Genomic DNA, 26,417 nt, shown 5'->3' on the forward strand with positions numbered 1-26,417 from the left:
CAACCCGATGTGATTTACGCAGCCATTGAACTCGACCGCCGAAAAGGAGGTGTGTACCGAAGCACCAACCGCGGCGCAAGCTGGACCAAAATGAGCGACGAAGTGAGCGGAGGTACCGGTCCACATTACTACCAGGAACTCTACGCATGCCCCCACCGGTTTGATCGCATATACCTTGTGAGCAACTACCTGGTTCGTAGTGATAACGGTGGAAAATCCTTTGAGCGGGTGAACGTGAAAAACAAGCATGTGGACGATCACGCCATTGCCTTCAGGGCCAACGACCCGAACTACCTGCTTGTGGGAACAGACGGCGGATTGTACGAAAGCTTTGACGACAGCAAAACCTGGCGGTACGTATCCAACCTGCCCGTTACCCAATTTTACAAGGTTGCGGTGGATGATGCGCAACCATTTTACAATGTGTACGGCGGCACGCAAGACAACAACACGCAGGGAGGCCCATCCCGCACCGACAACATTCACGGCATTCAGAACAGCGACTGGTTTGTGGTGCTGGGCGGCGATGGGCATCAACCCGCCACAGAGCCCGGAAACCCCAACATCGTGTACGCCCAGTGGCAGCAAGGCAACCTGATGCGACACGACCGGCGCACAGGCGAAAATGTCTATATACAACCCATGGCCGCACCCGATGAACCCGCCGAAAGGTGGAACTGGGACGCGCCCATTGTGGTGAGTCCGCACAACCCTGCCCATCTTTATTTTGCATCACAACGCGTGTGGAAATCCACCGACCGCGGAGATAGCTGGGAAACCCTGAGCGAAGACCTGACCACGAACACCGAGCGCATTGAAACCCCGTTTTTTGGTACTACACAAGGTTGGGATAACCCCTGGGATATTTACGCCATGAGCAACTACAGCACCATCACGTCGCTCGGTGTTTCGCCCGTGCAACAAGGACTGATCTACGCCGGCACCGATGACGGGCTTATCCAGGTTACAGAAGACGAAGGAAAAAACTGGCGAAAAATCAGGCTGAACAGTCTTCCCGGGCTACCGTCCACTGCTTTTGTAAACGACATCAAAGCCGACCTTCACAACGCCAACAAGGTGTACGCTGTTTTTGACAACCACAAATTTGGAGACTACACCCCCTATCTGTACAAAAGTGTGGACAAAGGAAAAAGCTGGACAAAAATCACCAACGACCTGCCTGATCGCACCCTACTCTGGCGAATTGTGCAAGACCACGAAAACCCCGAATTACTTTTTCTCGGAGCGGAGTTCGGTGTTTACTTCAGTCACAATGGCGGAAAAAACTGGAAGGCGCTGAAAGGCGGGCTTCCTCCTATCGCTGTGCGTGATCTGGCCATCCAGCAACGCGAAAACGATTTGGTTCTGGCCACTTTTGGCCGTGGTTTCTACATTCTGGACGATTACAGTGCCTTGCGGAAGTACAACGAAGTTGATTCCGAGAAGGAAGCCCTATTGTATCCACCGCGTGACGGATGGTGGTACAAGCCACAAAGTCCGCTGGGAAGCTGGGGCATCAGTCAGGGTGATCAGCATTATATGGCGCCCAATCCGCCCTTCGGAGTTGAGTTCACCTACCTTTTGCACGAGGTCTACAAGAGCACCACTGCAAAGCGCAAGGAAATCGAGAAAAAGCGCAAAAAGGAAAACCAGCCATTGAGTTTTCCGGGTTGGGAGGCAGTTGAAACCGAAATGCGTGAGCAGGCTCCGCGTGTTTGGCTCTTTGTAACCGACGAACAAGGTGATGTAATTCGGCGTGTAGAAGCTACCAACTCCAAAGGCTACCAGCGGGTGGTGTGGGACTTGAAGAAAGCCAGCCGCAAACCCGTGCTGAACGACGGAGCAGGCCTGGGTGGAGACAGCGGTAACGATGCCGCACCAGGTGTCTATTTTGCTCAGCTATTCAGCGATTTAAACGGTGAACTGGGTGCTGTTTCCGATCGCGTTGAGTTTGTGGTAAAGCCTCTTCGCGAGGGTACTTTGCGTGGTGTTTTACCTGCGGCAGTAGTGGCCTTTCAGGACGAGATGGAAACACTTTTCGGGCGCAACAGCACGGCAGACAAGCTCTTTTCTGAAACCCAAAAAAGCATGAACCGCATGGCAGAAGCCTACCGGCGAAGCGGCACGCGGTCTGTGGATGCAGAGCGCGGACTCCAAAATCTGCGTGAAAACATGGAGCAATTTGATTTGCAGTGGTATGGCAGCAAGGCCCGACGGGAAGTAGGCGAAAAAGAAGAACACCACTCGTTGGGGCAATATCTGTACAAGGCGGCCGCCGGAGGCGGTGTGCTGACCTATGGTCCCACTGCCACACAGCGCCAAGCCGCGGAATATGCCAGCCAGTTGCTTTCAGAAAAGGAAAAAGCGCTTTCAACCATTCGCGAAAACATGGAGCAACTTGGAAGTTTGTTGAAGCAATCCGGTGTAGCCCATTGGGAAATTCACTGATGATGATACCCGGGCTTCATGGCTAATCACTATCAGACGCTGGGTGTTACACGCGGTGCTACTTTGAGCCAGATCAAGGCGGCCTATCGTTCCAAAGCACGTGCATCGCACCCCGACCACAACCCGCATCCGGATGCGGTTCGAAGGTTTGTAGCGGTTAAACGAGCCTATGAAGTGCTGAGCCATCCCAGGCGACGACGGCAGTATGACTTGATTCTGGACGGTGTGCGCGTGAGGAGTACAAAAAGCGGAACATCCAGGCCCGCTCCTTCTCCGCCCAAAGACGACCGCAAATACGGCACGCGGCACCGCTACACCCATCCACCGCCTACGCGGGCTGAACAAGAACAAAAGTACCGCAGGATTCTGGCCTATTACAACCTGTTTAGCAAGCAAGGGATGCAACTACCCCGCAAGGAATGGTGGAGCCGGTTTAACCAGGTATTGCGCAGGTGGGCCCGCCGCGAGCCCGGCAGTGGTGGACTCTTGGGAGCCATGGTAGCAGTGGTGCTCGGCGTGTATTTACTCATCCGCGACAATGAGAATCCGCTGGGGATTTTCTGGTTGTTCATGTCGCTGTTTTTTCTGCGCTCTGCATACATTAACACGGTGCGGAATATCGCGAGGGGTGAGATGAGGAGGTAAGTGCTTTCAATATTGATCACTAAACGATCAATTGCAATAATAATTATGTGATTATCAATGCACAAACTCTCCGTCCTCGTTGAGCATTCCGTAGCGCACGGTACTATCGTAAAAAGTGTGTATGTACAAATCTTGTTCATTGATGTCCGCAAAATTGTACACCGCAATACGGCCTGCTTTGCATGAGTAGGATGTAGCGAGGGGCAGTGCGACGGATACGCTCCCATAAAAAAAGGCCGCCTTTAAAGGCAGCCTTTTATGCACAAGAAAACGGTTTGCTATTGAACAATCACCTTGTTCTGTGAAATGATTTCACCTGCCGAATTAACCAAATTTACGAAATACATACCCGCAGTTAAATAGCTGGGAAGCATAAACGTTCCGCTTGAAGCTATTTGTTGATTAACCGCAACGTGATGCACTTTCTGCCCCGAAACATTGAAAAGTTGCACCTCTGCTACAGGTTGGCTGGTATTGGCACGAATATTAATCATTTGGCCCGCAACGGCCGGATTGGGATAGATTTCGAATTTCTCCTGTTCGTATTGGTACACAGATGTTGGATCCTGGCCCAATTCCGCTGCTGCTGAACGATAATCCAAAACGCCCGGCGAATTACCCTCAATATACATGCTCAGAAGCGGCGAACCGAATCCGGGAACATAAGCCACGTAAAAACTATCAACTGCCGTTGACCCTTGCGTGAGACCGAAAGCCCCCATCAGTGGCGCAGGAGCAGGATCTCCGGCGAGGAATACACTGTCCACTGCCGTTCTCACCGCACGTACAAGATAACCGGGGATGGGAAATGATGGATCACCGAACTCATCGGCAATAATAAATGAACCCGCGCCAACCACATCGCGGGTTTGGGTGAAGTAACGTACCTGCTGACCCGGGGTTGCATTGAGACCGAAACCAGCTACAGTCAACTCAAAGTCCATTGGAAACTCATACTCCATCACCCACGAATCCCCGTATTCAAAAGGAAATGACAAGAAGTCGTAATTGCCCGGGTAGAGGTAGTTGCCGCCCACAAAGCGCAATTCGTCGTTGGGTCCTCCGGTAATCGAAGTAATGGGATAAACCACGTCCGTAATCGACCGGCCGATTGCTCTGTAGCTGGTTTCATCAACCGCCTCGTATTCGAAACTCCCAATAAGGAAGCCCTGAAAGATCAGGTCACGTTCACGGTAGGTCAATGCACCCGGAAAATCAGGATTACCAGTAGCGTCCATGTATTCCCGTGAAACTTCGCTATCGGTTAGCGCACCGGAGAAATCCCAAAGTTGCCCCTCACCGTGTGAAGGAAGGTCAAAGCCGGTGCTGCTGAGAATAAAATTGTCCGTAAAAGTGGCTTCCCGTGGAAAGTCATCATGTGTAAACTGAGCCACACCTGCAGTTGCAAAGGCGAGGGAAATGGAAAAGAGTAGCAATTTTTTCATGTTGATTAGGATTTGAGGTTTGAATTAAAATGACTTCGCAAAAGTGTGGGATTGCGGGGTGCAAGAGGTATCAAAAAAACACCAAATCGTATCAATTTTCGTTCGTTTGATGCGGAAATCCGCCATTTACAGCTGCTTGTGAGAATTGCAGAAATAGGAAATCATTCCTGCCGCAACATCGACCCCGGTGTTTTACCGTAGTGCTCGCGGAAGCTTTTCACGAAGTAGGCCGTACTGCTGAATCCGCATTGATGCGCCACTTCGGATACATTGAAATCCTCATTCTCGAGCATCACCAGCGCTTTTTTCAATCGGACATGCTGCACGTATTTGTTGGCGGTAAGTCCGGTGATTGATTTCAATTTTCGATTCAGTTGCGGAACACTGAGCTTCACCGAATTGGCCAGAACAGATACGCCGAATTGCGGGTCGGCCAGGTGGTCGTTAATGCAGGTACTGATTTGCTCAATAAATTCGTTTTCGACCGGATTTCCATTCAAGGACTTGAATGACAGCGTGGGAGATTCCATGAGCCGGTTGCGCAATTCAATCCGCAATTCAATGAGTTTATGAATACGTAGATTCAGCTCTTTGGCGCGAAATGGTTTGTGGAGATACTCGTCGGCACCGGCTTCCAGTCCTTCCATGCGGTGCTCCTGCTCTGCCTTGGCGGTAAGCAATATTACCGGAATATGGCTGGTGCGCACATCCTGTTTGAGCAATTTACACAACTCAATTCCATTCATCCCGGGCATCATTACGTCAGAAATAATCAACTCCGGCACGTGCTCTACCGCCATTTCAAATCCCGCCTGTCCGTTTACAGCCTCAAGCACCTGAAACCGGTCAATAAGCTGCGACCGGATGAACGCGCGCACATCCATATTGTCTTCAACCAGCAGAATAGCGGGTCGGGTGCCCGGAGCATTGGCCTCATATACTGCCGTATCGCTCTCCATTTCGGCCACGTCGTCTTTTACCAGCGACAAATCTGCTTTGGTGCTGATCTTCCTTTTGCCTTCTCCGGGGGCAATATCAGCCAGATCCGTAGTTTGCAAATGGGCGCTACCCTTCTTAAATTCCAGCGTAAATATCGAACCTTTTCCAAGTGCACTTTCTACAGTCAATTTGCCCTGATGAAGTTCAGTCAGTTCTTTGGCAAGGCACAATCCAATGCCGCTGCCGTCGGCGCCCGTGTTCTCAATTCTGAAGAAGCGATCAAAAACGAAGGGCAAGCGATCTGCCGGAATGCCCTCGCCGGTATCCTTTACATGAATTTGTACTGATTCTTTCTGCTCAACCACTTCCACGGAAACTGTCCCGCCGGCTGAGGTAAATTTCAACCCATTGGATAGTAGGTTGTACAGAATAACCTCCATTTTTTCGGTATCGAACCACAGTGGAATGTGTTCGTTGTCGCTGCTAAACCGCAGTTCAATCTCTTTCAGTTCGGCCAGTGATTCAAACGACATCAAAACCCCTTTCAGGTAGGGAGTGACATTAATCTCCTGCACACTCAGCTTCACCTCATCCCCTTCGATCCGCGCAATATCCAGCAATTGATTAATCATATTCAACAGACGATTGGCATTGCGTTTCGCCAATTGAATGAGATTCTTTTGGTCATCGTTATCAGCGCTTTCGTTCAATTGTTCCAGCGGAGATAAAATCAGTGTCAGCGGGGTGCGAAACTCGTGCGAAAGATTGGTGAAGAATTTTGTTTTGACGTCGTTAATCGTCTCCGCCCGTTGTTTTTCATTTTCCAGAGTTCTCACCGCCTCGAACAATCGGTAAAAAACCAGCAAAGAGAAGAGGACTGAACCGATCTGAATGCTGTGCATGGTGATGAAATTCTGCGGAATAACCTGGGATAGCGCCAGCAGATAGACCACAGCAGTTAAGACCAATATTGACAGCGATACCAGCAAATTGACGGCTGTGGGAATCCGTCGTCGCGCGAGCAACGCAATTGCGGTTATTATAATCACCAGCCACAACATTATGAGGCCATTATGAATTCTAACCGATAGTAATTCCTCCTGAGTAAAAAAGTGATGAAAGTACCTATTGGTTACCGTAAAAATGGTGACAATCAGCAACAGATGGTAAAAACGCGGCATGTGCTGCCGCAACTTCATGTAGTGCGAAATAAAAACAAACAAACTGGTGATCAACAACGAAATACTAACACTCTGCATACTGAACACAGAATCTGCCGGGACATTAAAGACCAATACCCCAAATACGTTTTTCACCGCGAGGAAATAAAATGTAAATGCAAGGTGCACCAGGCTGAAATAGACGAACGACCGATCGCGAATCAACAACCAGCCGAAAAAACTGAGCAGGGCAAACATCAGCATCAGTCCGGCGTAAAAAGCTTGCCCGGTGTACTTAAACATCAGTTCGGCAATCATCATCGGCGTATCCTTGACGTATAATTCCGCCAGATGACTGTTTGTCACCTCTTTAACATGTACTTGTCGCACATAGAAAGTTTGTGACGATTGCGCAGGAAGATGAATATGCAGACTGTTATTAACCGATGGAATCTGCTTCTCCACTGGCTTTAAGGCTGCTCCTGTTTCCGAAAAGTGTTTAAGCTCATTGTTTCCGGTGACGTAAAGCGCAATGGAATCGGCCAGGTGACAAAAGGTAAATGCGGCCGGAATGTCGTAAGGCCCTTCATTGGTCACACGAATCTTTTGCCAGGTCACCGCGGGAAAGGCTATGGAGCCGAAATCCTCAATAGAAGTGAATTGAATATCCGGATTATGGAGAACATCTTTAATGCTGTGGTTTCCCGTTGCGTCGTACCACACCTGAAGGTAGCTACTGATATTAATCGTGCGGTCAAGCGGTTCTGTAATAACATATTCAGTGGATTGAGCTGATGAAGTTGTTGGTACAAACCACACAAACAGCACCACCCAAAACCGGAGGAGTAAATTCAGGTTGTAACTGAATGGCGCTTTACCCATTGAAACCATGTCTGCCAGTAAAAACAAAAGGACGGTTTAATCAAACAAGCTGCTAATATAGACTTTTCACTGTCTGACTGCTGTGGGATGTGATTTCGTGGTCAGAAACAGCGAATTTTATGCAACGTGATTAATTGTTGCAAAATTTGCGTCGAACAGGAGGGGTTTTCGTTGCAAGGCTTTCTTTTTGGCGACAATTTCTTAATACCCAAATTATGCACTAGGAGGAGCGATAAGCTCCGAACTACGTGCGTTAGTTGGGATGTAGGTGCCACTGGAAAGCGCGCCTCTGTGGAGCATCAAGGTTCCGGAATCAATTGTCATGGATTCAGAGCGCTGGTTTGATGTGTATCCCAATCCCGCTTCGGATTTTGTTTTGATAGACTTTGGATCTCATCAACAACCTTCGGATGTGGTTGTCTACAACAAGATTGGACAGATTGTCTGGCAACAATCAACTCAGTCTTCAAACCTGCTCCGCATCAATACTTCGGACTGGACTCGCGGAATGTACCTCATCAACTGCTTAACGAACAAGGGGTGGCAATGCAGTAAATTCTTGAAGTTGTTACACCCAATCGAAAATCTTTCTGTCCCGATTCAGCGCTTTGGGAGGTTTTGATTCTGAGCCGTATAATATCCCTTCTGGAAACACCCTTGGATAATATCGGCGAAAAAGGGTACGATTCGACACTTTTCCAAAAAAGTGTATTAAGCCCATTTCTTTCCTATCACTGCACAAACTCTCCGTCCTCGTTGAGCATTCCGTAGCGCACACTGCGTAGCCATTTTAATCCCATGGTTCCGCGGCCAAATTCAATTTCCACAATCCCGTTTTTTCTGGGCGGATACCTGGTTTGCGTTTTGTCAATGGTCCTGACAAGTTTCTGATCCTTGTAGGCATCGTTTTCAAAAACCAGCAACGTATAGTCATCAGGGTCTGTGGATATGATCTTGTGGTATTCAACATCTGCATCACTTGAATCGAGTACCTGATTGAGAAACATGTACAACGAAACAGAAACGAGTACTACTGCAGCAGCATAAAACGGATACACTCCAAACTTCATCACACGCCGATGAACGATATACTTCCATTGAACCCCTCCTACAACAAGCAGCGCAATAACTCCAATGATGATAAGATACTCCACACTAACTACTGTATTTTCCAGGTAATACAGGCTGGCTGCAGAACAGAACAAAATAGAAAGCGGAGTGAACAGATAAAACCGGTTGTAAGTGTTTTCCGGATAGGTGTTTTCAAGCTTGATGGGCACGGGCACACGCTGAGCATGAACATTGATTCTCTTTTTAAAAGTCTCGGTGAGTTCATAGTCGCCCCGCTCATTCAAAGGGTTTTGGTTCAATAGCTTGCACAGGTGATTGAACACATCAGGTACCTCTCTGGCAAATTCCGCAGGCGATTCAAAAAAGTGCTCCACGCACACGGCAAAAAATTCATGCTTGTTGGTGCCACCATAAGCACGCAAAAAGTCGAGCTGCCGGCTTCTCAGCTGTTGAAATGCGGGTCTGCTGATTTCCAGCCAACGCTGAATGTATGAGCCAAACCGAAGATCAAACCCAAACGATTCAGCATCTCCGAGTTTCAACGCGTGGGCCATTTCGTGCAGTCCGAGGTTCAGGTTGTCATTGTCATCCCGGTATCCTTGAAGAAAATCTTTCCAGCTCAGCAGCATGTAACCTTTGGGCGAAACAGCTCCTTTCATGCTCTGGCCGCGAAAGCCAAAAACGAATGGCTCCGGATAGATCCTGATTTCATGCAAAAACCTCATGGAGAAATCCTTTAAACCAAAGGTAAGCTGCACCGCAGAGGCACTGATAAGGAGCTTCATGGGGCGCGTTATGGTTAAACCTCCCATTCCAACAAACGATTTGCTTTTGCTGTATGCCACTACCCGCTTAATGAATTGCGACCGACCGTCTGGGCTCAATTCGCGGAAATAGCTGATATGATCGCTCAGTAGTTTTTCAATGTTTTGGTAATCACGTCGACTGATGTTGTTCCTAAAAAGCACCCTGTTGTAGTAAAACCCAAGAATATCCAGCCAAAACCACGAAAACAGGGCCGCAAACAATGCCAACACGCCGAGAAAAACAAGGTGGTAAAAAGCCAGGCTGATAATGTCCGTGTACATCAGGTATTGCGAATTCACCGTAAAAGTAGAAGATTTGGTTCGATGCGCTTAAGGTACATGAATGCTGGTCTCAATAGAACAAAGGCTGCGCTGTGCGATACCATTTCTCTTTGGCTATCTTGCCCCTCCAAAATTGCAATGAATGACACAAAACGCCAAAAAGAACCAGCCTTACTTTGGACTTGCGCTATCGGTGCTTTTTGTCTTCCTGGGTCTTTACCTGATCCGAATGGAAGAGCCTCCGTTAAACATCCCGCTATGGGTGTATCAACTTGCCGGCTGGCTCAACATCATCTTCTTCGGCGGCCTGTTGTTACTTTGGGGCGCGAAGGTCTTAAGAAAAAAATGAAAACAGGGCCTCTTCCGCATCCTCCCTGGAATCAGTCCAACAAAAAACGCCTGCTCCGTATGAAGCAAGCGTTTCCTTTCAAGTGTGTGCCCAGGACTGGACTTACCGGAACGTGTTTTTCAGCGCTCCGCTGTCGCGGAAAAACATCGTCCGGCATAGACCTCTCGTCCAGTCCAGCAAAATTCAATGAAACAAAAAACGCCTGCTCTGTTTAAAGCAAGCGTTTCCTTTCAAGTGTGTGCCCAGGACTGGACTTACCGGAACGTGTTTTTCAGCGCTCCGCTGTCGCGGAAAAACATCGTCCGGCATAGACCTCTCGTCCAGTCCAGCAAAATTCAATGAAACAAAAAACGCCTGCTCTGTTTAAAGCAAGCGTTTCCTTTCAAGTGTGTGCCCAGGACTGGACTTACCGGAACGTGTTTTTCAGCGCTCCGCTGTCGCGGAAAAACATCGTCCGGCATAGACCTCTCGTCCAGTCCAGCAAAATTCAATGAAACAAAAAACGCCTGCTCTGTTTAAAGCAAGCGTTTCCTTTCAAGTGTGTGCCCAGGACTGGACTCGAACCAGCACGCCTTGCAGCACTGCCGCCTGAAGACAGCGTGTCTACCAATTTCACCACCTGGGCATAATCAATACAAAAGAACAATTTCAATCGAAGTTTACCCTGTGTCGACTCCCGCAAAAACAGAAATCTATGATTTCGTCTTTTTGCGAGGACCCCGAGCTTCAAGCGGTGCGCAAAGCAACGCGAAGATGTCTCGGGGCAATTTCACCACTTGGGCATTATTTCAGTACAAAAGAACTTCTTCTGAAATTTCGGGAGGCAAATGTACAGTATTTTAACGTCCACTCCTTTTGCCATGCAGAAAAATTGCGTTACAATGATGAATTTTGCACGCAGCCATGAACAACAGCTTTTTGTACTATAAGTTCTACAAACCTTTCGGCTATCTGTCTCAATTTACAGATGAAGACGGGAACCCCGGTCTGGGTCGCATCCTTAATCTTCCCGGGGATGTGTACCCGGTTGGTCGCCTCGACAAAGACAGCGAGGGCTTGCTGCTTCTTACGAATGACAATGCTCTCAAAAGCAAACTGCTCAATCCCGACGAGGGCCATTCCAGAACGTATTGGGTTCAGGTAGAAGGAGAAATAACAAAGGAAGCGATCGAGCAACTCAACCAGCCTATGCTACTGCGGCTGAAGGGCAAGGAATACCGAACCCGAAAAGCAAAAGCAACCATTGTGTCAGCACCCAGCCTGCCAGATCGCGATCCTCCCATCCGATTCAGAAAAATCGTACCTACCAGTTGGATGGAAATAACCCTCACCGAAGGTAAGAACAGACAAGTGCGGCGAATGACCGCAAAAACTGGTTTTCCTACCCTCCGTCTAATTCGCGGTGCGTTTGGAGACATTCGGCTGAACTCGCTTCAACCCGGAGAGATTGTTCCGCTATCAAACAATGACTTTCACCTGTTAAAAACTTAAAGCCATTCACAGTCCTCAACTACCAACCTGCCCCACCCCACAAGTGCGACCGTGTGGTTTTCAACCGGCAATCACCTCAAAACTTATTGCGTAAAACCGAGAGTACATAATCGGGAGTTCCGTAAATTTGCCGAAAATTAATTGCTATGGAGCACAAGCCTAAACCCGGAGCAGGTCAGCTTTTTCAAAATCCGGCTCTTGAGTTCTTAACCAAAACTCCGGCTTTTATCGCATACACGCTTTATCCTGCCGTTGCGCTGTTCATTTTATACCTCGGTATTGTCCGAAATGATTTCAATATCTGGATGGTACTTGCTGTTTTTGCGGGTGGCGTGCTTTTCTGGAGTTTCTTTGAGTACATAGCCCACCGATACGTGTTTCACTGGGTATCCAACATGGCTGGAGCCAATCGCTTTGTGTACACTGTGCATGGTATACACCACGATTACCCGAAAGACAAGAACCGCCTCATCATGCCTCCTCTTGCATGGCTGACGATTGTGGTTGCCATCCACTTTCTTTTGCGACTGGTTATAGGTGAGTGGGCATTCCCCTTTGAAGCAGGGATGATCATCGGCTATCTGGGGTATATATACGTACACTATCAGGTGCACACCAACAACCCTCCCAAGTTCATGAAGAAGCTCATGATTCATCACGCGCTTCACCACTACAAGTACCCCAATCTGGCGTTTGGCGTGTCATCTACACTTTGGGACCACGTTTTTGGCACCATGCCACCGAACGAGCGCCCAAACATCCGCAACGCCAACAATCCCAATTTCTAAAGGGGTAACATTGAACGTATCTACGCGCAGGAGCTCTTTGGCCTTTCAAACTTAAGGTCACTTTAGCATTATGTTCAGGTTGAATTGATGTAAATTGCAGACGAAACCATCATTTAACCTGACCTGTTGTGAAAACCAAGCTGTCGCTTCCCATCCTACTGATTCTTTTATGTAGCGGATTTCTGCAGGCGCAGGTCATCATCAATGAGTTCTCCTGCAGTAACCTGCACTTTTTTCAAAACGGATTTGGAGATTACAACGACTACATTGAACTGTACAACAATTCTCCCAACCCTGTTGATATCGGTGGACACTATCTCAGTGACCGTTTTACCAACCCCATGAAATGGCAGATCCCGGCCGGAACAACTATTCAACCATTTGGTTTTATGGTGTTTATCTGTTCAGCGAAATTACCCAATGAGCAGTGGGATGGCACTTACTACCACACAAATTTCAGGCTGACCCAAACCTACCAGGAGGATGTTGTTTTTTGTGATCCCACGGGTACCATTATCGACCATTACTGGATGGAACACCCCACCCAGATGAACCATTCGCGCGGGAGGAAAACCGACGGTGGTCCGGAATGGGGGATTATGGTCAACCCAACACCGGGGGCTCCGAACATCAACGTGTACGACGATTACACCCAAAAGCCGTTGATAGATATTCAGGCAGGTTTTTACACTGATGAACAAACGGTTACCATCTCCACCCCTGAACCGAATGTAGTAATCAGATACACCACCAACGGAACCAAACCTGATGCTACATCACCTGTTTACACCGGCCCTCTCACCATTGCAGCAACCACCACAGTGCGAGCGCGCGCCTTTCCTGTTGGTGGCTCCGGCGGAGGTGCAACCGTATTTTGCGACCAAAACCAGGGTGCGGGCAATCAGGGCTTTCCCTCCAACCCCGGCTGCGAAAGCACCGTTTGCGGTGCCGATCCTTTCTGCTGCAACAATCAATGGGACGGGATTTGCGGAACTGCAGCCATTACCACTCCTGCCTGTTTGCTCTGCTTGTCGCCTGCCAACGCCGTGTATTGCGATGAAGCCCAGGGAAACGCTGGTTTCCCCATGCATCCGGCCTGTCAGACCGCTATTTGCGGGGCCGACCCGTTTTGCTGCAACAACCAATGGGACGGTATCTGTGCCAACGATGCGGCAGGCAATCCCGCTTGTGTGGAATGCTCCTCCAACTACGACCCCGGGTTTGGAGGCGGTGGTGGCGTCGCAAATCTCTTTCCGGGGTTCACGGAAACCAACACCTATTTTATTGACGAAGCCTTCACTTTTCGCACAGTAAGCCTTTCAGGTCAGCTCGGGCAATGGAACGCCGGTGGCGGTGGCGGTTGGATGAATGTAAACGGAAATTGGCACAACCACTATGACGTTTGCCTGGAGTACTTCGACGAAAACGGCACATTTATCACGGAACAGGAAGGAACATTACGCAGACATGGAAATGACTCATGGGCCTATGCACAGCGTGGTTTACGCTTCCACTCCCGCGATCAGCAAGGCTTTAGTAATTCCATCTACCACCCCCTGTTTTCCATGAAAGACAGGCCCAATTACGACGTGATTATTATGCGTGCAGGAGGGTCTGACAATTACCCGGCGTTTCCAGGGCTACCCACCGTCCACTTTAGAGATGGATTTGGTCAAACAGCGGCACAGTTAGCAGGAACCGAACTGGATGCACGAACTTTCGAACACCAGATAACCTTCCTGAATGGCCAATACTGGGGTGTGTATGAGCTCCGTGAACGCGTGGACAAAGACTACACCGAATACTACTATGGCCAGGAAGAACGGTTTGTGGACCTCATGAAATTCTGGGGCGGTCTGGAAGAACAATACGGCTCCAGCGCAGCGTGGTTTGTACTCCACAACTTTATCACAACCAACGACATGTCTGTTCAAATCAACTACGATTACGTTACGACACAACTCAACCCAGAGTCTTTCATTGACAACTTTATTGTAAACACCTACTTCGTTAACACCGACTGGCTCAACTGGAATGTGATGTGGTGGCGAGGAACGCAGGGAGCAGGAGAGCGCTGGCGTTATGCGCTTTGGGACATTGACAACATTTTCAATCTCGGTCAGAACTACACGGGTTGGTCGGGTACTGGACCGTATGTCAATACAGTGTGCGAGGCTCAGAACATGTTCCTTAACTGGAGTGCGGCGAACGGACATACTGCCATGTACGCGGCCATGCTCGACAACGAAGGCTTCTTTACCCAGTACCTCAATCGCTACGCAGATTTGCTCAATACAGGCCTGCATTGCGATACATTGGTAGCCTTGCTGGATGATTTTGAAGCAAACATGTTGCCCGAAATGCCCCGCCAGATTCAACGTTGGGGAGGAAACATCACTCAATGGCAGAACCGAATACAAGACATCCGTGATTTTATCTGCCTGCGTTGGGAAATTGTGATGCAACAGATTATTGACTGCTTTGAGGACGATTACGATATCTCAGGCCCCTACGATGTTACCGTGGTCATTATCGGTCCGGGAAATGTGCAACTCAACACGGTGACCATTACGATGGGTCCCTGGACAGGCACCTATTTTGGCGGGTTGGATATGGGACTTACTGCCGTGCCTTTGCCCGATTCCGAATTTATACAGTGGGAAATCAATAACAACTTTGTGGGGCAAAACCTGCTCGATCACAACCTCCTCCTCACCCTCAATAGCAATGATACCATTTTTGCTTTTTTTGAGTGGATTGACAATCCCCTCCCCGTTGAATGGCTTTCTTTTGACGGAAAAATCATTGACCAACACGGCGAGCTTTTCTGGTCAACTGCAACCGAAGTAAACAACAGCCATTTTGAAGTGCAACGCTCTGAAGATGCCCGCAATTTCAGCACAATTGGAACAGTGAACGCCGCGGGAAACAGTGTCAATATATCGAGCTACCAATTCACCGACCGCGATGAACTGCAAGGCGTTCACTATTACAAAATCAAGCAGGTGGATTTTGACGGCTCTTACGATTTCTCCAACACCATTGCGCTCAACTATGGGTTGAATGAAGGCTCGCTGTTGGTGGCTCCCAATCCGAACAAAGGAGTTTTTCAATTGGTAAATCGCAGCGACCAGGTGCTGGAGCTCATCCTACTTACTCCACTTGGTCAGGATTTACGCACCCTCACGCTGCAGCCATACGAAAATCAGCAGGTAAACATTGAAAACGCCAGCAGCGGAATCTACATGCTACGCTATTACCAAAACGGTAAAATCCATCACCAGAAAGTAGCTGTTAACTAATCCGGAAATGGCTTGTAAAACAGATGTTTTGCGAGGGCTGACTAATCCAGAAGCTTGAACGACACTCCGGCCATAAAATAGGCCATCGGCCCTCCGAACTCAGCTGTAAGTGCAATGTTGGGATTGAAGAACCAGCGACCTCCCAGTATGCCTCCAGCCCTGAAGCGATTGGTGTAAAAAGAACTGACTTCACCTCCGCTGTAAACAGAAACGTAGATATCGAAAATATCGCCCTTCAAATCACCAGCTACTTTATCATTAATGAGCTGCCAGAAATGAAAGGAACCACGGCCGCCAAAACCTGTGGCTACACTGTTGTCCCTGAAAAGGAAACCGCCATATGCCCCCAGGCTTACGTAGTCGTGGATACCATAATCGAAATTGAAAGTAAGCGGTAAACCAAATCCAGAACGGGAAGGTCCGAGATGGTATCCGTAATTCCCGGCACCAACTCCTACGGTTGCAAACAGGTTTCCGGCGCGATGGCTCTGCGCATCAGCCTGCCAGGCGCTGAAAAACAACAAACTGATAATAAGGATCTTTTTCATGTTTTTTGAGATTTTTGGGCGGCAAATGTAGCAATGTATACCAATCTAACCAGCAGGGTTAACCTTTGTTTAATACTTTCAGGATGTCGGTGGGTGTATTGCAAACCACCACCCTATTATGATACATTGCCACCGGCCCTTTGAGCAAATCGGGCATGCGTTTCAGATACTCAAGGTAATCACTATTGGAAAGGTCTTTACCTCTTATATTCTCCTGATAAAACGGATGAGCCTTATTGAAAACGCTTTTCCCTTCTGCGTGAAGGGTATCCATCATCATCTCAAAAAGAGTATCCGACACACGAACCTCGCAAAGATCCTGCTTGTTGATGCGCTTACCAAGTGTGCTGGCGTAAATCAAGGTTTTTCGGCTCTTTTCGTCTTGGCTGTTACACAAAATGGTAATCTCGTTCTGATTTAAATACATGGCAAACTGGTTTTGAACCGAAAATATACGCATTCAAAACAAATCACGCACTCTTACAAAAACGCAACACTTTTGCATTATGTGCTGTAATCCCCGAAAATATTACCGAAATTTGCACTCAACTACAGTAAAAAGACTTTTTGAAACCACTCTCATACGTGATTGTTTGGGGCATCTTCAGTCTGGTAGCTCCTTCTTTGTGGGGTCAGACAGAACCATGCACGGCCATTGCAAGCGGACAGGTGATTGACGATCATGATGAAACGCCTCTCTCCTATGCCATTATTGAAGCCCTGGGCACCGGAAAAGCAACGGTGGCCGATTCGCTGGCCTTTTTCAGTTTGGACGGATTATGCCCCGGAAAGCACACATTGAGAGTAAGTCATGTGGGTTGCGAAACGGTGGCATTTGATGTCGTCATCCACGAAAAGAAAAAGAACGAATTCCTTTTCAGGCTTGAACATCACCATGAATTGCGCGAACTGGAAGTAGCCTCGCGCCGGCAGAGCGTGGAAGATCGTGTAAACACAGTTCAACTCAAAGATAGTGAGCTCCAATTGGTACGGATGGAAAGTCTGGCGCACGCGCTGGATCAACTGGAAGGCGTGAGTACGCTCAAAAGCGGTCCGAACGTATCCAAACCCATTGTGCACGGGGTTTTTGGGAATCGCGTAGCTATTTACAACAACTTTGCAAAACTCGAAGATCAGCAATGGGGCTCCGACCACGCTCCCGCCATGGAATTGAGCAGCGCCGGCTCCGTAGCAGTGGTGAAAGGTGCGCAGGGGCTTGAGTATGGGCCGGAGGCCATAGGTGGCGCGGTGGTGATGCTACCCCCGGCTTTTGAGACGCAGCGCAGAGCTGCAGGATCCGTGCAAACGGGCTTTTTCACCAACGGGCGTGGTGTGTTTACCAATGCTCAACTGGGAGGTGCGCTACTACCCGGCAAACGATTGAGGTATCGCCTCAGTGGTGGCTGGAACCAAAGCGGCGACCGCCATACCAGGGATTATATGCTGAACAATACAGGTTCAGAACAAGGCAATGTTTCCGGTGCCCTTCAATACCAGTACAAAACGCTTGTTCTTGAGGCCTCTCACCACTACACCAATCAGAACTTTGGCATTCTTACCGACGCCCACAACGGCAGTCTCAGCGATTTGGCGTTGATGATAGACCGCGGAGAACCCTTTTCGAGTGATCCTTTTATGCGTGAAATCAACAACCCTCGCCAACACGTGCAACATCACACCTCTCAGTTCAGCGCCTCTGTGAAGCCCTCACACCACAGTCAGCTTGATTTGCGGTACGCCTACCAGCACAACCTCAGAGAGGAATTCGACATACGGCGGGGACGCTACAACGACATTCCAGCAGTTGACCTCAGGCTCAGAACCCATCAGGCCAATCTGATTTATACACGCGTGTTATCTTCAAACATGAACGTGAAAACCGGTTTGGAAGGACGGTATATTGACAATCTAAGCAACCCTGAAACGGGCATTCGACCCATTATCCCCAACTACGTGCAACAACAGTTAGGCGCCTTTGCTCACTGGAATTACCGCACAAACAAATGGGAAATCGAAGCCGGAGGAAGGTACGACCTGGTATCGATTGAAGGTTTTAAATGGTACCGGGCTTCCATCTGGGAAAACAACTACCAACAGGACTTTGCAAATTTTGAACAGTTTTACAATGAGTCTGGCACGCAGGTGTTTACAACCCCGGCATTTACCTACCACAACATCTCGGCTGCACTCGGCGCCACGCGAAACTGCAGCAAAAATTTTCTAACCGGATTGCGTTTGGCAATGGCTTCGAGGCCGCCCAATGCTCCGGAGCTGTTCTCAGATGGTCTCCACCTCGGAGCAGCCACAGTTGAATATGGAAACCTGGCGCTTGAAACTGAGAACGCCTACACGCTCGAAGCTTTTGGAAGGTTTCAAAAAGGTAAAATTACCGGTGATGTATCAGCATACGCCCGCTACTTTGACGGCTACATTATGCCTGAAATCAGTGGCATTGAGCTCACGGTGCGCGGTGCTTTTCCGAGAATGAACTACATCCAAACCGATGCGTTGTACCTGGGTATGGATGTTCGTATGCATGTTGAACTTCATCCGAAGTGGACCCTGCAACACGCCGGAGCGGTGGTGTACGCTCAAGATGTTCAGCGCAATGCTCCCCTGCCCTTTTTGCCGCCCGCCAACATGCGCAATGAGTTGGTATGGAATCCCACACTGGCGAAAAACTCATCGTGGATTTTTGCGGTAGGTGTTGAAAGTGTAGCCCGGCAAAACCTTGCACCTCAGACTGTAACGGTAACGGAGTTAATGGCCCTGAGCCAGACTGAAATTGAGCTGATTCGACAAAACGGAGCTTTCGACATAGCAGCCCCTCCAGCTGCCTTCCACCTGCTCAATGCGCGGGTGCAATGCACCATTCCCTGGAAAAACCGCAGCGTGGATGTGGCCATTATGGCTGATAACGTATTGAATACGAGCTATCGAAATTACCTGAACCGGTTTCGTTATTTCGCCCACGAAGAGGGCTTTAATCTTAGACTTATGTTGAACTTAAATTTCTAATAACATGAACAATCAGATTTTTTTCACTCTGCTGGCTTTACTGCTGTTGACTTCCTGCAAAAAAGAGGACGAAGTGATTTTCACGCCCCCTCCTCCCTCAGAGCATGCAGTGATTACCTCAGTTAAACTCACTTTTTTTGACAACGAAGGGGGTGAAAATGTGGAGTGGATGTACTCCGACCCTGACGGTGATGGGGGAAATCCACCCGTAATTTCCGTGCAGCCACTGCTGGCCAACCGAAATTACACCCTGTTGATTACCCTCTATAATGAACTGGAAGATCCCGCAATCAATGTAACGCCTGAAATTCAGGATGAAGAAGATGACCACCAGTTCTTTTTCCTGGTTGATAGTGAGCTTGATATCACGGTTACCTATCAGGACGAGGACAACAACGGATACCCCATTGGATTGGTAAATGAAGTAGAAACAGGCCTTGCAGGAATGGGCGAATTCAGGGTTGTGTTGAAGCACTTTCCTGACAAGACCGCCCCCAACGTGGCCAGTGGTGATATGACCAACGCCGGAGGCGGTACAGATGCTGATGTGACCTTTCAGGCTACCATCCAATAAGCAACAATACTCAAGTCGCTCAATTCATTAACCTTTTGGTGAATACTCCGATGGCCAAAATCCCGATTATTGATGCTATTGCCAATAGCCAGTGAGCTACTGACGGGAATTTTTCAATCAACCAAAGTGGCAACACCTCGTTTCTACGCTCGCGGAAGTTGGGTATCCATTCCTGCGGCATAAACTCGTAGATGTAGTTGTTGTAATCGGCGCTGCGCCATCCGGCGAGCGATGCCAGTTCATCTACCTCCTTCTGGCGACGCCTGGCGAGGTCATTGATGTACCGGCCCCCTTCGGCACAGCTTAAATCGCCCTTGGCCGGGTGACGCGTAACGTAGCGCGCCTGAAAATTCTCGCGGTTGGGTGTAACCTGAAAAAGCAGGTCTTGCGGAAATTTATCGCGCGTATAGCGAACCCGGAGGCGAGTAAAGAACACATCGCTATCGGGGCCGTATCCGCTTACCCAATCGGCACCGGCATCTTTAAAATCAGCTAACACAGGAGGATCGGTTACACAGGGGTCGCACTTCATATTGGTTCTGGGACTGACGTCCCACGCGTATTCCAGAAAAACAGCTTTACGCTGTTCGCGTTCATAGGCCCTATCGAAAACATCTTTGTAAAAGCGCCCGAAATCCTGCTGCACAAACAAGGGTATATCACGGTTGGTGGGCACTTTTACTGTTCGGTAGTTGGTGGCTTCAATGCGTCCACTGCGGGTAAAAGCATACACAATCATGTCCTGCGCATGCTCTGCATTGGCCATGCCGAGGCGCAAGGGAAGCATAAAGCGATCGCTTTCAAACTGCATCTGGATGGGCCTCAGGCTCTGGAAACCCAAGGCTTCCATTTCCTGAAGATTCACCTTCACCACAAAGAATTTCAGATTATTGCGGATATAAGGATCGAGCACTTCTTCGGCTTGTTTAGGTATCTGATAACCGTTTTGCACCAACCAGGTTTTGAGACCTGTTGACTCTTTCGCAGATAAGATCAAAATGTCGTACTCGCCGATGGTGTAGCTCGCTTCGATGGTAACACCGAGTTCTTCGGCATCCTCTTTTACAAACATATCCAATGCTTCGGCCCTGCTCATACTCATGGAAGGAAGCGCTCTGTAATAAGGCTCCGGATAGCAAGGGTTTTGGTCGAAGTACTCTACGATTCGCGGACCTGAATAGGCTTCGAGCCGGTCAAAAAGCAGCTGATTGGCAATGCGAATGTCCTGCTCCCCGAGTACAACGGGCACGGGTACCACCATGGCAAAATCCTTCACATCGCCCTGAAAGTCGCTACTCATGGTAATAACTGTTCGCCGGCCATCTCTGACCAGAATCACTTCCGACTGGTGGTTGACAAGTTTCACATCGGCCCGGGCTACGTAAAACCCGCAGAAGGCATCGGTGGTCTGTGGCGACAGCACCAGCCATCCCAGCAGACAAAAAATGAGGTTTTTCATGATATAAGTGTTTGAGGTTTAATTTGTATGTGCGTTGTTTTCCATTGAAATCTATCGGCCGGAAACCACCGGTTAACAAGGGGTGTAAGTGGCGACAACAAGACGAGTGCATAGATGGGTGCTGTGTACAAATACACCCAGTGGGTGAGTAAAAATGCCAAAACCGCCACCCCGGCCGCCCAGATGGTTCGAGCTGTTTGGTGCCGCGGGGTCGTAACCGGGTCGGTAATCATAAAGAAGGTGAAGAGCAGAATGGCTCCACTCCCAAACTGATGCACCAACACATCCACCCCCCAGCCGAGGAAGAAAACCGTTCGAATGGTTTCAAGTAGAAAAAGGGTGGCAATGAACGCAATGGCCGTACTGAGCCGTTTTACCTTAATGGTGGTAAGCATGGCTGCACCTCCGATGGCAAAAATCCAAAAGGCGCCGCTACCCCACTGCCCGGGTGAAATCCAGGCCTCTCCCGTAAGCAGTATCACGGCCACAATTCCGAAGTTGGACGGATTAAAGAAATGCTTGCCATCGGCGCGAATCACAAATTTCACCCCGATTGAGAGAATGGCACACAGCGCTGCTACCCACCACGAAGAGGCGTACAGAAGCAGGCACAATCCCAAAATGGTAATCCACGCACTTTTGTATCCGCGGGCACCTGTTAATGTATTGCCCAACCATTGGGTAAGTAATGCCGGAATGGCAAAGGCTGCCCACCGCCAAAGCTCTGCAGACCAGTTGAGTGCAAGAAGCCCATAGACCAGTAAGCACCCAAGAATGCTGATTTGCAACACGCGCGGGTCTTTGAAAGAATAAAAAAAGTTGCGTACCATAAACTGCGTTTTGCAGTCCTGTACACGCCATCGCATAGAACGTTCAAAGCACCGTGAAAAAAGTTTAATTGGCGCTCAGAAAATTTGAATAGCTGTACATTCGTAGCTCAATTCATAGCCCATGAGAACCCTGATAGCCGTTGTACTTTTTTTGATATTGTCTGCACAAGGATGCAACACCGGATACGAGATTTACAAGAAAACCGAAGGAGTGACCTTTGGCTACAAGTGGGCTGAAGCCCGCAATGAAGCCGGCGAGCGCGTTCCTGCCATCCTGCTGATGGTAAGGAATGAAAATGAACACGCCATTGACTACAAGTTGTCGGTTGACTTTTACTACGAAGGCCTTCTGCGCGAAACCGGCGAGTTGGACTATTGTGTGCCTGCCAAACGCACACGAAAGGGCAAACTCAATGGGGTGTATCTTATCAGCGATAAATTCACTTCCGATCAAATCAAAAGCAGTGACTTCAAGGTTGAGTTGAATGGCATTGAAGTGGCTAAAATTGAAAGCTGTAATCGCGAGGACTAGAATTTTGCATCCAGAAACTCGCGCATTTTTTCTCTGAACAGCGCGTACTTGCCCAAATCGTTGTGCCTTCCTCTGGGGATGGTTACCATCAACTTGTTCGGGGAGGTGGCTTTTTCGTATAGTTTAAGCCCCGACTTGTAGGGCACTACCCTATCTCTGGTGCCGTGAAAAACAATAAGCGGGTTCTTTAACTTTTCTATGACTTCATCACTTCGCAGGGTAAAGCGCAACAAAAATCCAATGGGAATGTAAGGAGCTTGTTGCTCGGCCATTTCGAGCAAACTGAAAAAGGGAGTTTCGAGCACAAGTTTGGATTGTGGGTGACGCGTTGCAAGCCGAACTGCAAAACCCGAACCGAGCGAGCGGCCGTAAATCACGATGTCCTTATCGGGGTAAAACTTCAATAGGTATTGGTACACCTCCTCCACATCGAGATGCATGGCTTTTTCCGATCGTCGTCCCTTGCTTTTGCCGTAGCCGCGGTAGTCAATAGCCAGCACATCAAAACCATAACTGGTGAGCTCCTCTGCTGAAACGGCCCATCTGCCAAGGTTGCCCGTATTGCCGTGGAGGTACAAAATCACACCTTTGGCCTCCCTACTTCTGATATACAATCCGTGAATGGAGCCATTGTAAGGTGTCTCAAGGGTTACTTCCTCGTAAATGGATGCCAGCTTGTAACCGCCCTGGTTGGCGCTGTGCACTGGAATGAAGATAAACTGCTCCTGGAAAAGGAAATACACCGTGATCACCAATCCGTAAAGAACGAGCACCACCCAGAGTATTTCCCAGAACATTTTCACAGCGGTTGAAATTACGCTTTCAGATTGGCGCGGGCAATGATGAAACCAAGTTTTGGCTGTCCTTATCAGCGGTTCTGATTTTAGTGCAAACAGATATTAAACCCGCGCGGTTCATATTTTTTAAAGTTATGCCATATACGGCGGCAGGAAATTGAGATATTTGATGATACATCAAGAAAAACTAAACATAGAGAACATGAAAACCGTCATTCTAAGTGCCGCATTCTCAATTTTCACTCTTGTAGCTTTTGGGCAGAGCGAAATCATTCAGGAGAAAATCAAGGAGCTGGAAAAGCAGGAATCATCTTTTGAAAAACAGGCTGCAAAAATCCGTAAGGACATTGAGAAGTCTGAAGATAAGGTTAAGAAGCTTGAAAAAGAGCTTTCAGACTATCAAAAAGACCAGAGAGACCAAACAACTGAGCTGTCCAACAAACGCTCCGAAATTGCGGGCTTTGATTTGAGCGCCATGCAAAAGCAGATTAAATCGCTCGAAAAGGACAGTAAAAAACTGAGTAAATCTGTGTCGAAACACGACAAAGACATAGCCAAGATGCACGCCGAAATCAAGAAGATTGAAGTGAAAATCCAACAGGCCGAAGACAAAAAACTGGCAGAGATGAATCAGATCAATGCCAAGGAGGAAGAAGTGAAGCGCCTCAATGCCACCATTCGCGATATGAACCTCGACAAAAAAGAAAAGGAAATCAAGAAATCCGAGAAAGGGCTGGATAAGACCAAGAAAGGTTACGACAAGATCAACGATGATATTGCATCCGAAAAGAAAACCCAGCAGGAATTGAAGCAGGAATTGCAAAATGTAGATATGCAGCTCAAATCTGTGCGTGAGTCGCTCAAAGCCCAGCGTGAGCTATTGAACAAATAGTTCTTGCAGTTTGAAAAGAAATGAAAAGGCACCCAGGTAAAGGGGTGCCTTTTTCGTGTTACCATTGCAATTACCACCCAAAATCAGTACCTTGTTGCCGCTAACCAACCAACAATGCTTCATTTCTGGGTTATTTTCCTTTATTGTCTCTTTGTTTCCGTGCAGCTTTCCGCGCAAAACAGTTATCTAACGCGTTTTGTCATCACAGGCTCTTATGACGAAGTACAGCAGGTTCAATTAGACTCCGCGTTGGGCTCAGCACCGGGAGCATTCATACACCGAACAACGCTTACCACCAGAAATGCTCTGCTGCTAACGGAAGGTTTCGAGCCAACCGAGGAACATATATCGAGCCTTACACAAGCACTTGGCTTAAGCCATAAATGTTTGCAGATTGAGCCTTACGCCGGCCAGCTGCTTACCCCGCTCAACATGCGCTATTGCGACCGGCCAGGCATGAACACGGATCTGCACACAGGTAGCCGAAGCGGCCCATGTTGCAGTGCTCACGCAGGTACCGGTTGTCTAGATTTTGGGTGTCAAACAGCCATTTGTAATCTGGATGGGTTTTGCTGTAACTCTTCCTGGGATGCCCTTTGTGCCGGAGCAGCGATTGATAATGCCAACCTGGGCGGTGTCTGCGCGGGTGTAACCGATTGCCCGGGCGGTAGTGGTGGCGGAGGTGGCAGTGGCCCCTGCTGTCAGGCGGGTGGCAATGGGTCACCGGGGTGCGATAATGCAGCCTGTCAGACCGCCATTTGCAACCTGGATCCTTTTTGCTGCAACAATACCTGGGATGGTATATGCGCAGGGATGGCAGTGGATAATGCAAACGCCAATGGCCCTTGCGCCGGCGTGAGTGATTGTCCGGGCAGCGGTGGTGGCGGTGGATCCGGACCTTGCTGCTTATCGGTTGGAAATGGCTCACCGGGCTGCGAAAACGGACCATGCCAAACTGCTGTGTGCAACGCTGATCCATTTTGTTGTAGTGTAACATGGGACGCATTCTGCGCCACCGAGGCCTTTGATAATGCCCTGAATGGAGGTGCCTGTTCGGGGATTTCGGACTGCCCAACCGGCAACGACGGAGGCCCGGTAACTGCCGGAGATTGTGTAAATGCAATCAATGTGTGTACGGACTTGAATTTCACTGTAGACCCTAACGGTTTTGGAAACATCAATGAGATTTGCACCTGCTGCACTTCTAATCCGTGCACCAATCCAGCAAGTGCAAATGCTGGTTGCTTACTAGCGGGTGAGTTAAACAGTACCTGGATGGTGATCAACATTCAAACCGGCGGAGTATTGGAGTTTTCATTTGGAAACCAGGTTGGAAACAACTGTTACGACTGGATAATGTGGCCCTATGACGGCAATGCCTGTACGCAAATCCTGAATAACACACTTCCCCCCGTAAGGTGTAATTGGAATTTCCCTTGTGACTCCTACACCGGAGTTGGCATACCACCTCCACCGGGAGGAAATGCCGGAAACTTTGAACCCAGCCTGAATGTAAATGCAGGCGATCAGTTTGTGGTGTGTTTTTCCAACTACAGCTCTGCGATTACCTCTGTTCCGCTGGTTTTTGGCGGAACAGCCGAAGTGAGCTGCACACCGCTGCCCGTTGAACTGATTCACTTTGATGGAAAGCCCCAGGGTAACGACGTACTTTTGCGTTGGGAAACCGCTTCAGAAATCAACAATGATGTGTACACCCTGAAAACGAGTACCGACGGAATCCACTTTTCCAACATCGCAGAGGTAAAAGGCGCAGGAAACTCCACCTCCCAATCAGTTTACAACCACCTGCACATGAACCCACCTACCGGCTGGAACTATTACAGGCTTTACCAACGAGATTACAACGGAAACAACCAATTAATCGGCGAAGCTGCGGTTGAGTTCCGGGCTGAACCTTGGAGCGTTTTCCCCAACCCTTCCACTGGGCAGTGGTACGTGGAGCACAGCGGTGTAGAGCACAACCTGCAGTACCGACTGGTGAACATGCACGGTGCTGAACTTCCTGTGGTTGTTGAATCGCAAGGAGGATTGCTCAGCATTCGAATGCGTCATTCAGCTCCCGGGACCTATTTCCTGCTGGTTGAAGACAGCCGCGGAAATCTTACCCAACGCCTCAAGCTGATTGCAATGTAAATTTG

21 protein-coding genes and 1 tRNA gene are annotated in these 26,417 nt (G+C 48.8%); 13 read left to right on the forward strand and 9 right to left on the reverse strand.

Annotated features, from left to right (window positions below; all coding sequences use genetic code 11):
• Together EA392_06135 and EA392_06140 are read left to right on the forward strand one after the other, a co-directional pair.
• A partial coding sequence (locus EA392_06135; GenBank protein ID TVR39521.1) for a glycosyl hydrolase occupies positions 1-2,448 on the forward strand: 2,448 nt, incomplete at its 5' end.
• 18 nt (positions 2,449-2,466) lie between these two features.
• Positions 2,467-3,093, forward strand: coding sequence for a J domain-containing protein (locus EA392_06140; protein TVR39522.1), 627 nt, complete (start codon positions 2,467-2,469; stop codon positions 3,091-3,093).
• Positions 3,094-3,371: 278 nt separating this feature from the next.
• Here the strand turns inward: EA392_06140 and EA392_06145 are convergent, their stop codons facing one another.
• The gene (locus EA392_06145; GenBank protein ID TVR39523.1) at positions 3,372-4,538 is read right to left on the reverse strand and encodes a T9SS C-terminal target domain-containing protein; all 1,167 of its coding nucleotides are present in this window, start codon (positions 4,536-4,538) and stop codon (positions 3,372-3,374) included.
• A gap of 161 nt (positions 4,539-4,699) precedes the next feature.
• Positions 4,700-7,528, reverse strand: a complete 2,829-nt coding sequence (locus EA392_06150; GenBank protein ID TVR39524.1) for a response regulator — start codon at positions 7,526-7,528, stop codon at positions 4,700-4,702.
• A gap of 313 nt (positions 7,529-7,841) precedes the next feature.
• On the opposite strand from EA392_06150, the gene EA392_06155 reads away from it, so the two are divergent.
• Positions 7,842-8,141, forward strand: coding sequence for a T9SS C-terminal target domain-containing protein (locus tag EA392_06155; GenBank protein TVR39525.1), 300 nt, complete (start codon positions 7,842-7,844; stop codon positions 8,139-8,141).
• 109 nt (positions 8,142-8,250) lie between these two features.
• Here the strand turns inward: EA392_06155 and EA392_06160 are convergent, their stop codons facing one another.
• Positions 8,251-9,678 (reverse strand): hypothetical protein, encoded by a 1,428-nt coding sequence (locus EA392_06160; protein TVR39526.1) that lies wholly within the window; start codon positions 9,676-9,678, stop codon positions 8,251-8,253.
• A gap of 142 nt (positions 9,679-9,820) precedes the next feature.
• On the opposite strand from EA392_06160, the gene EA392_06165 reads away from it, so the two are divergent.
• Positions 9,821-10,027 (forward strand): hypothetical protein, encoded by a 207-nt coding sequence (locus EA392_06165; GenBank protein ID TVR39527.1) that lies wholly within the window; start codon positions 9,821-9,823, stop codon positions 10,025-10,027.
• Positions 10,024-10,242 (forward strand): hypothetical protein, encoded by a 219-nt coding sequence (locus EA392_06170; GenBank protein ID TVR39528.1) that lies wholly within the window; start codon positions 10,024-10,026, stop codon positions 10,240-10,242. The genes EA392_06165 and EA392_06170 overlap by 4 nt, the downstream gene beginning before the upstream one ends.
• Positions 10,243-10,570: 328 nt before the next feature.
• Here the strand turns inward: EA392_06170 and EA392_06175 are convergent.
• A tRNA-Leu gene (locus EA392_06175) sits at positions 10,571-10,652 on the reverse strand.
• Positions 10,653-10,930: 278 nt separating this feature from the next.
• On the opposite strand from EA392_06175, the gene EA392_06180 reads away from it, so the two are divergent.
• The 3 genes from EA392_06180 to EA392_06190 all read left to right on the forward strand — a co-directional run bounded on the left by EA392_06180 (position 10,931) and on the right by EA392_06190 (position 15,608).
• Positions 10,931-11,518 carry a pseudouridine synthase gene (locus EA392_06180; protein TVR39529.1) on the forward strand — a complete coding sequence of 196 codons (588 nt, stop codon included), beginning with the start codon at positions 10,931-10,933 and terminating at the stop codon, positions 11,516-11,518.
• 146 nt (positions 11,519-11,664) lie between these two features.
• Positions 11,665-12,306, forward strand: coding sequence for a fatty acid hydroxylase (locus EA392_06185; GenBank protein ID TVR39530.1), 642 nt, complete (start codon positions 11,665-11,667; stop codon positions 12,304-12,306).
• Positions 12,307-12,434: 128 nt separating this feature from the next.
• On the forward strand, positions 12,435-15,608 hold the full coding sequence (locus EA392_06190; protein TVR39531.1) for a T9SS C-terminal target domain-containing protein: 3,174 nt from the start codon (positions 12,435-12,437) through the stop codon (positions 15,606-15,608).
• Positions 15,609-15,649: 41 nt separating this feature from the next.
• Here EA392_06190 and EA392_06195 read toward each other — a convergent pair whose 3' ends face one another.
• A complete protein-coding gene (locus EA392_06195) occupies positions 15,650-16,156 on the reverse strand; it encodes a hypothetical protein (protein TVR39532.1) in 507 nt (168 codons plus the stop codon).
• 58 nt (positions 16,157-16,214) lie between these two features.
• Entirely contained in the window at positions 16,215-16,616 is a 402-nt protein-coding gene (locus tag EA392_06200) for a hypothetical protein (GenBank protein TVR39533.1), read from the reverse strand.
• Between the two features lie 107 nt (positions 16,617-16,723).
• Between EA392_06200 and EA392_06205 the strand changes: the two genes are divergently transcribed.
• Entirely contained in the window at positions 16,724-19,174 is a 2,451-nt protein-coding gene (locus EA392_06205) for a TonB-dependent receptor (protein ID TVR39534.1), read from the forward strand.
• Positions 19,175-19,178: 4 nt separating this feature from the next.
• Positions 19,179-19,748 (forward strand): type 1 periplasmic binding fold superfamily protein, encoded by a 570-nt coding sequence (locus tag EA392_06210; GenBank protein TVR39535.1) that lies wholly within the window; start codon positions 19,179-19,181, stop codon positions 19,746-19,748.
• Between the two features lie 19 nt (positions 19,749-19,767).
• On the opposite strand, the gene EA392_06215 is transcribed toward EA392_06210, so the two are convergent.
• Both EA392_06215 and EA392_06220 read right to left on the reverse strand, forming a co-directional pair.
• Positions 19,768-21,207: a DUF2330 domain-containing protein gene (locus EA392_06215; protein ID TVR39536.1), complete on the reverse strand. Its 1,440-nt coding sequence runs from the start codon at positions 21,205-21,207 to the stop codon at positions 19,768-19,770.
• Complete coding sequence (locus EA392_06220) at positions 21,204-22,073, reverse strand: Na+-transporting NADH:ubiquinone oxidoreductase, subunit NqrB (protein TVR39537.1); 870 nt, start codon at positions 22,071-22,073, stop codon at positions 21,204-21,206. Before EA392_06220 ends, EA392_06215 begins: the two co-directional genes overlap by 4 nt.
• An 85-nt stretch (positions 22,074-22,158) precedes the next feature.
• Between EA392_06220 and EA392_06225 the strand changes: the two genes are divergently transcribed.
• Positions 22,159-22,569 carry a hypothetical protein gene (locus tag EA392_06225; protein ID TVR39538.1) on the forward strand — a complete coding sequence of 137 codons (411 nt, stop codon included), beginning with the start codon at positions 22,159-22,161 and terminating at the stop codon, positions 22,567-22,569.
• On the opposite strand, the gene EA392_06230 is transcribed toward EA392_06225, so the two are convergent.
• Complete coding sequence (locus EA392_06230; protein TVR39539.1) at positions 22,566-23,372, reverse strand: alpha/beta fold hydrolase; 807 nt, start codon at positions 23,370-23,372, stop codon at positions 22,566-22,568. The genes EA392_06225 and EA392_06230 overlap by 4 nt on opposite strands.
• 196 nt (positions 23,373-23,568) lie before the next feature.
• On the opposite strand from EA392_06230, the gene EA392_06235 reads away from it, so the two are divergent.
• Both EA392_06235 and EA392_06240 read left to right on the forward strand, forming a co-directional pair.
• Complete coding sequence (locus EA392_06235) at positions 23,569-24,258, forward strand: hypothetical protein (GenBank protein ID TVR39540.1); 690 nt, start codon at positions 23,569-23,571, stop codon at positions 24,256-24,258.
• A 114-nt stretch (positions 24,259-24,372) separates the two neighbouring features.
• Positions 24,373-26,412 (forward strand): T9SS C-terminal target domain-containing protein, encoded by a 2,040-nt coding sequence (locus EA392_06240; protein TVR39541.1) that lies wholly within the window; start codon positions 24,373-24,375, stop codon positions 26,410-26,412.
• Positions 26,413-26,417 lie beyond the last annotated feature (5 nt).

Source organism: Cryomorphaceae bacterium, from assembly GCA_007695365.1.
Taxonomy (GTDB): domain Bacteria; phylum Bacteroidota; class Bacteroidia; order Flavobacteriales_D; family SKUL01; genus SKUL01.

Excerpts from the sequence above, each read along its gene's own strand:
- EA392_06215 (TVR39536.1), bottom strand. The coding sequence starts at position 21,207 with ATGAAAAACCTCATTTTTTGTCTGCTGGGATGGCTGGTGCTGTCGCCA.
- EA392_06160 (TVR39526.1), bottom strand. The coding sequence starts at position 9,678 with ATGTACACGGACATTATCAGCCTGGCTTTTTACCACCTTGTTTTTCTC.
- EA392_06155 (TVR39525.1), top strand. The coding sequence starts at position 7,842 with ATGGATTCAGAGCGCTGGTTTGATGTGTATCCCAATCCCGCTTCGGAT.
- EA392_06200 (TVR39533.1), bottom strand. The coding sequence starts at position 16,616 with ATGCGTATATTTTCGGTTCAAAACCAGTTTGCCATGTATTTAAATCAG.
- EA392_06170 (TVR39528.1), top strand. The coding sequence starts at position 10,024 with ATGAAAACAGGGCCTCTTCCGCATCCTCCCTGGAATCAGTCCAACAAA.
- EA392_06240 (TVR39541.1), top strand. The coding sequence starts at position 24,373 with ATGCTTCATTTCTGGGTTATTTTCCTTTATTGTCTCTTTGTTTCCGTG.
- EA392_06210 (TVR39535.1), top strand. The coding sequence starts at position 19,179 with ATGAACAATCAGATTTTTTTCACTCTGCTGGCTTTACTGCTGTTGACT.
- EA392_06140 (TVR39522.1), top strand. The coding sequence starts at position 2,467 with ATGGCTAATCACTATCAGACGCTGGGTGTTACACGCGGTGCTACTTTG.
- EA392_06225 (TVR39538.1), top strand. The coding sequence starts at position 22,159 with ATGAGAACCCTGATAGCCGTTGTACTTTTTTTGATATTGTCTGCACAA.
- EA392_06145 (TVR39523.1), bottom strand. The coding sequence starts at position 4,538 with ATGAAAAAATTGCTACTCTTTTCCATTTCCCTCGCCTTTGCAACTGCA.
- EA392_06235 (TVR39540.1), top strand. The coding sequence starts at position 23,569 with ATGAAAACCGTCATTCTAAGTGCCGCATTCTCAATTTTCACTCTTGTA.
- EA392_06180 (TVR39529.1), top strand. The coding sequence starts at position 10,931 with ATGAACAACAGCTTTTTGTACTATAAGTTCTACAAACCTTTCGGCTAT.
- EA392_06220 (TVR39537.1), bottom strand. The coding sequence starts at position 22,073 with ATGCGATGGCGTGTACAGGACTGCAAAACGCAGTTTATGGTACGCAAC.
- EA392_06185 (TVR39530.1), top strand. The coding sequence starts at position 11,665 with ATGGAGCACAAGCCTAAACCCGGAGCAGGTCAGCTTTTTCAAAATCCG.
- EA392_06195 (TVR39532.1), bottom strand. The coding sequence starts at position 16,156 with ATGAAAAAGATCCTTATTATCAGTTTGTTGTTTTTCAGCGCCTGGCAG.
- EA392_06165 (TVR39527.1), top strand. The coding sequence starts at position 9,821 with ATGACACAAAACGCCAAAAAGAACCAGCCTTACTTTGGACTTGCGCTA.
- EA392_06150 (TVR39524.1), bottom strand. The coding sequence starts at position 7,528 with ATGGTTTCAATGGGTAAAGCGCCATTCAGTTACAACCTGAATTTACTC.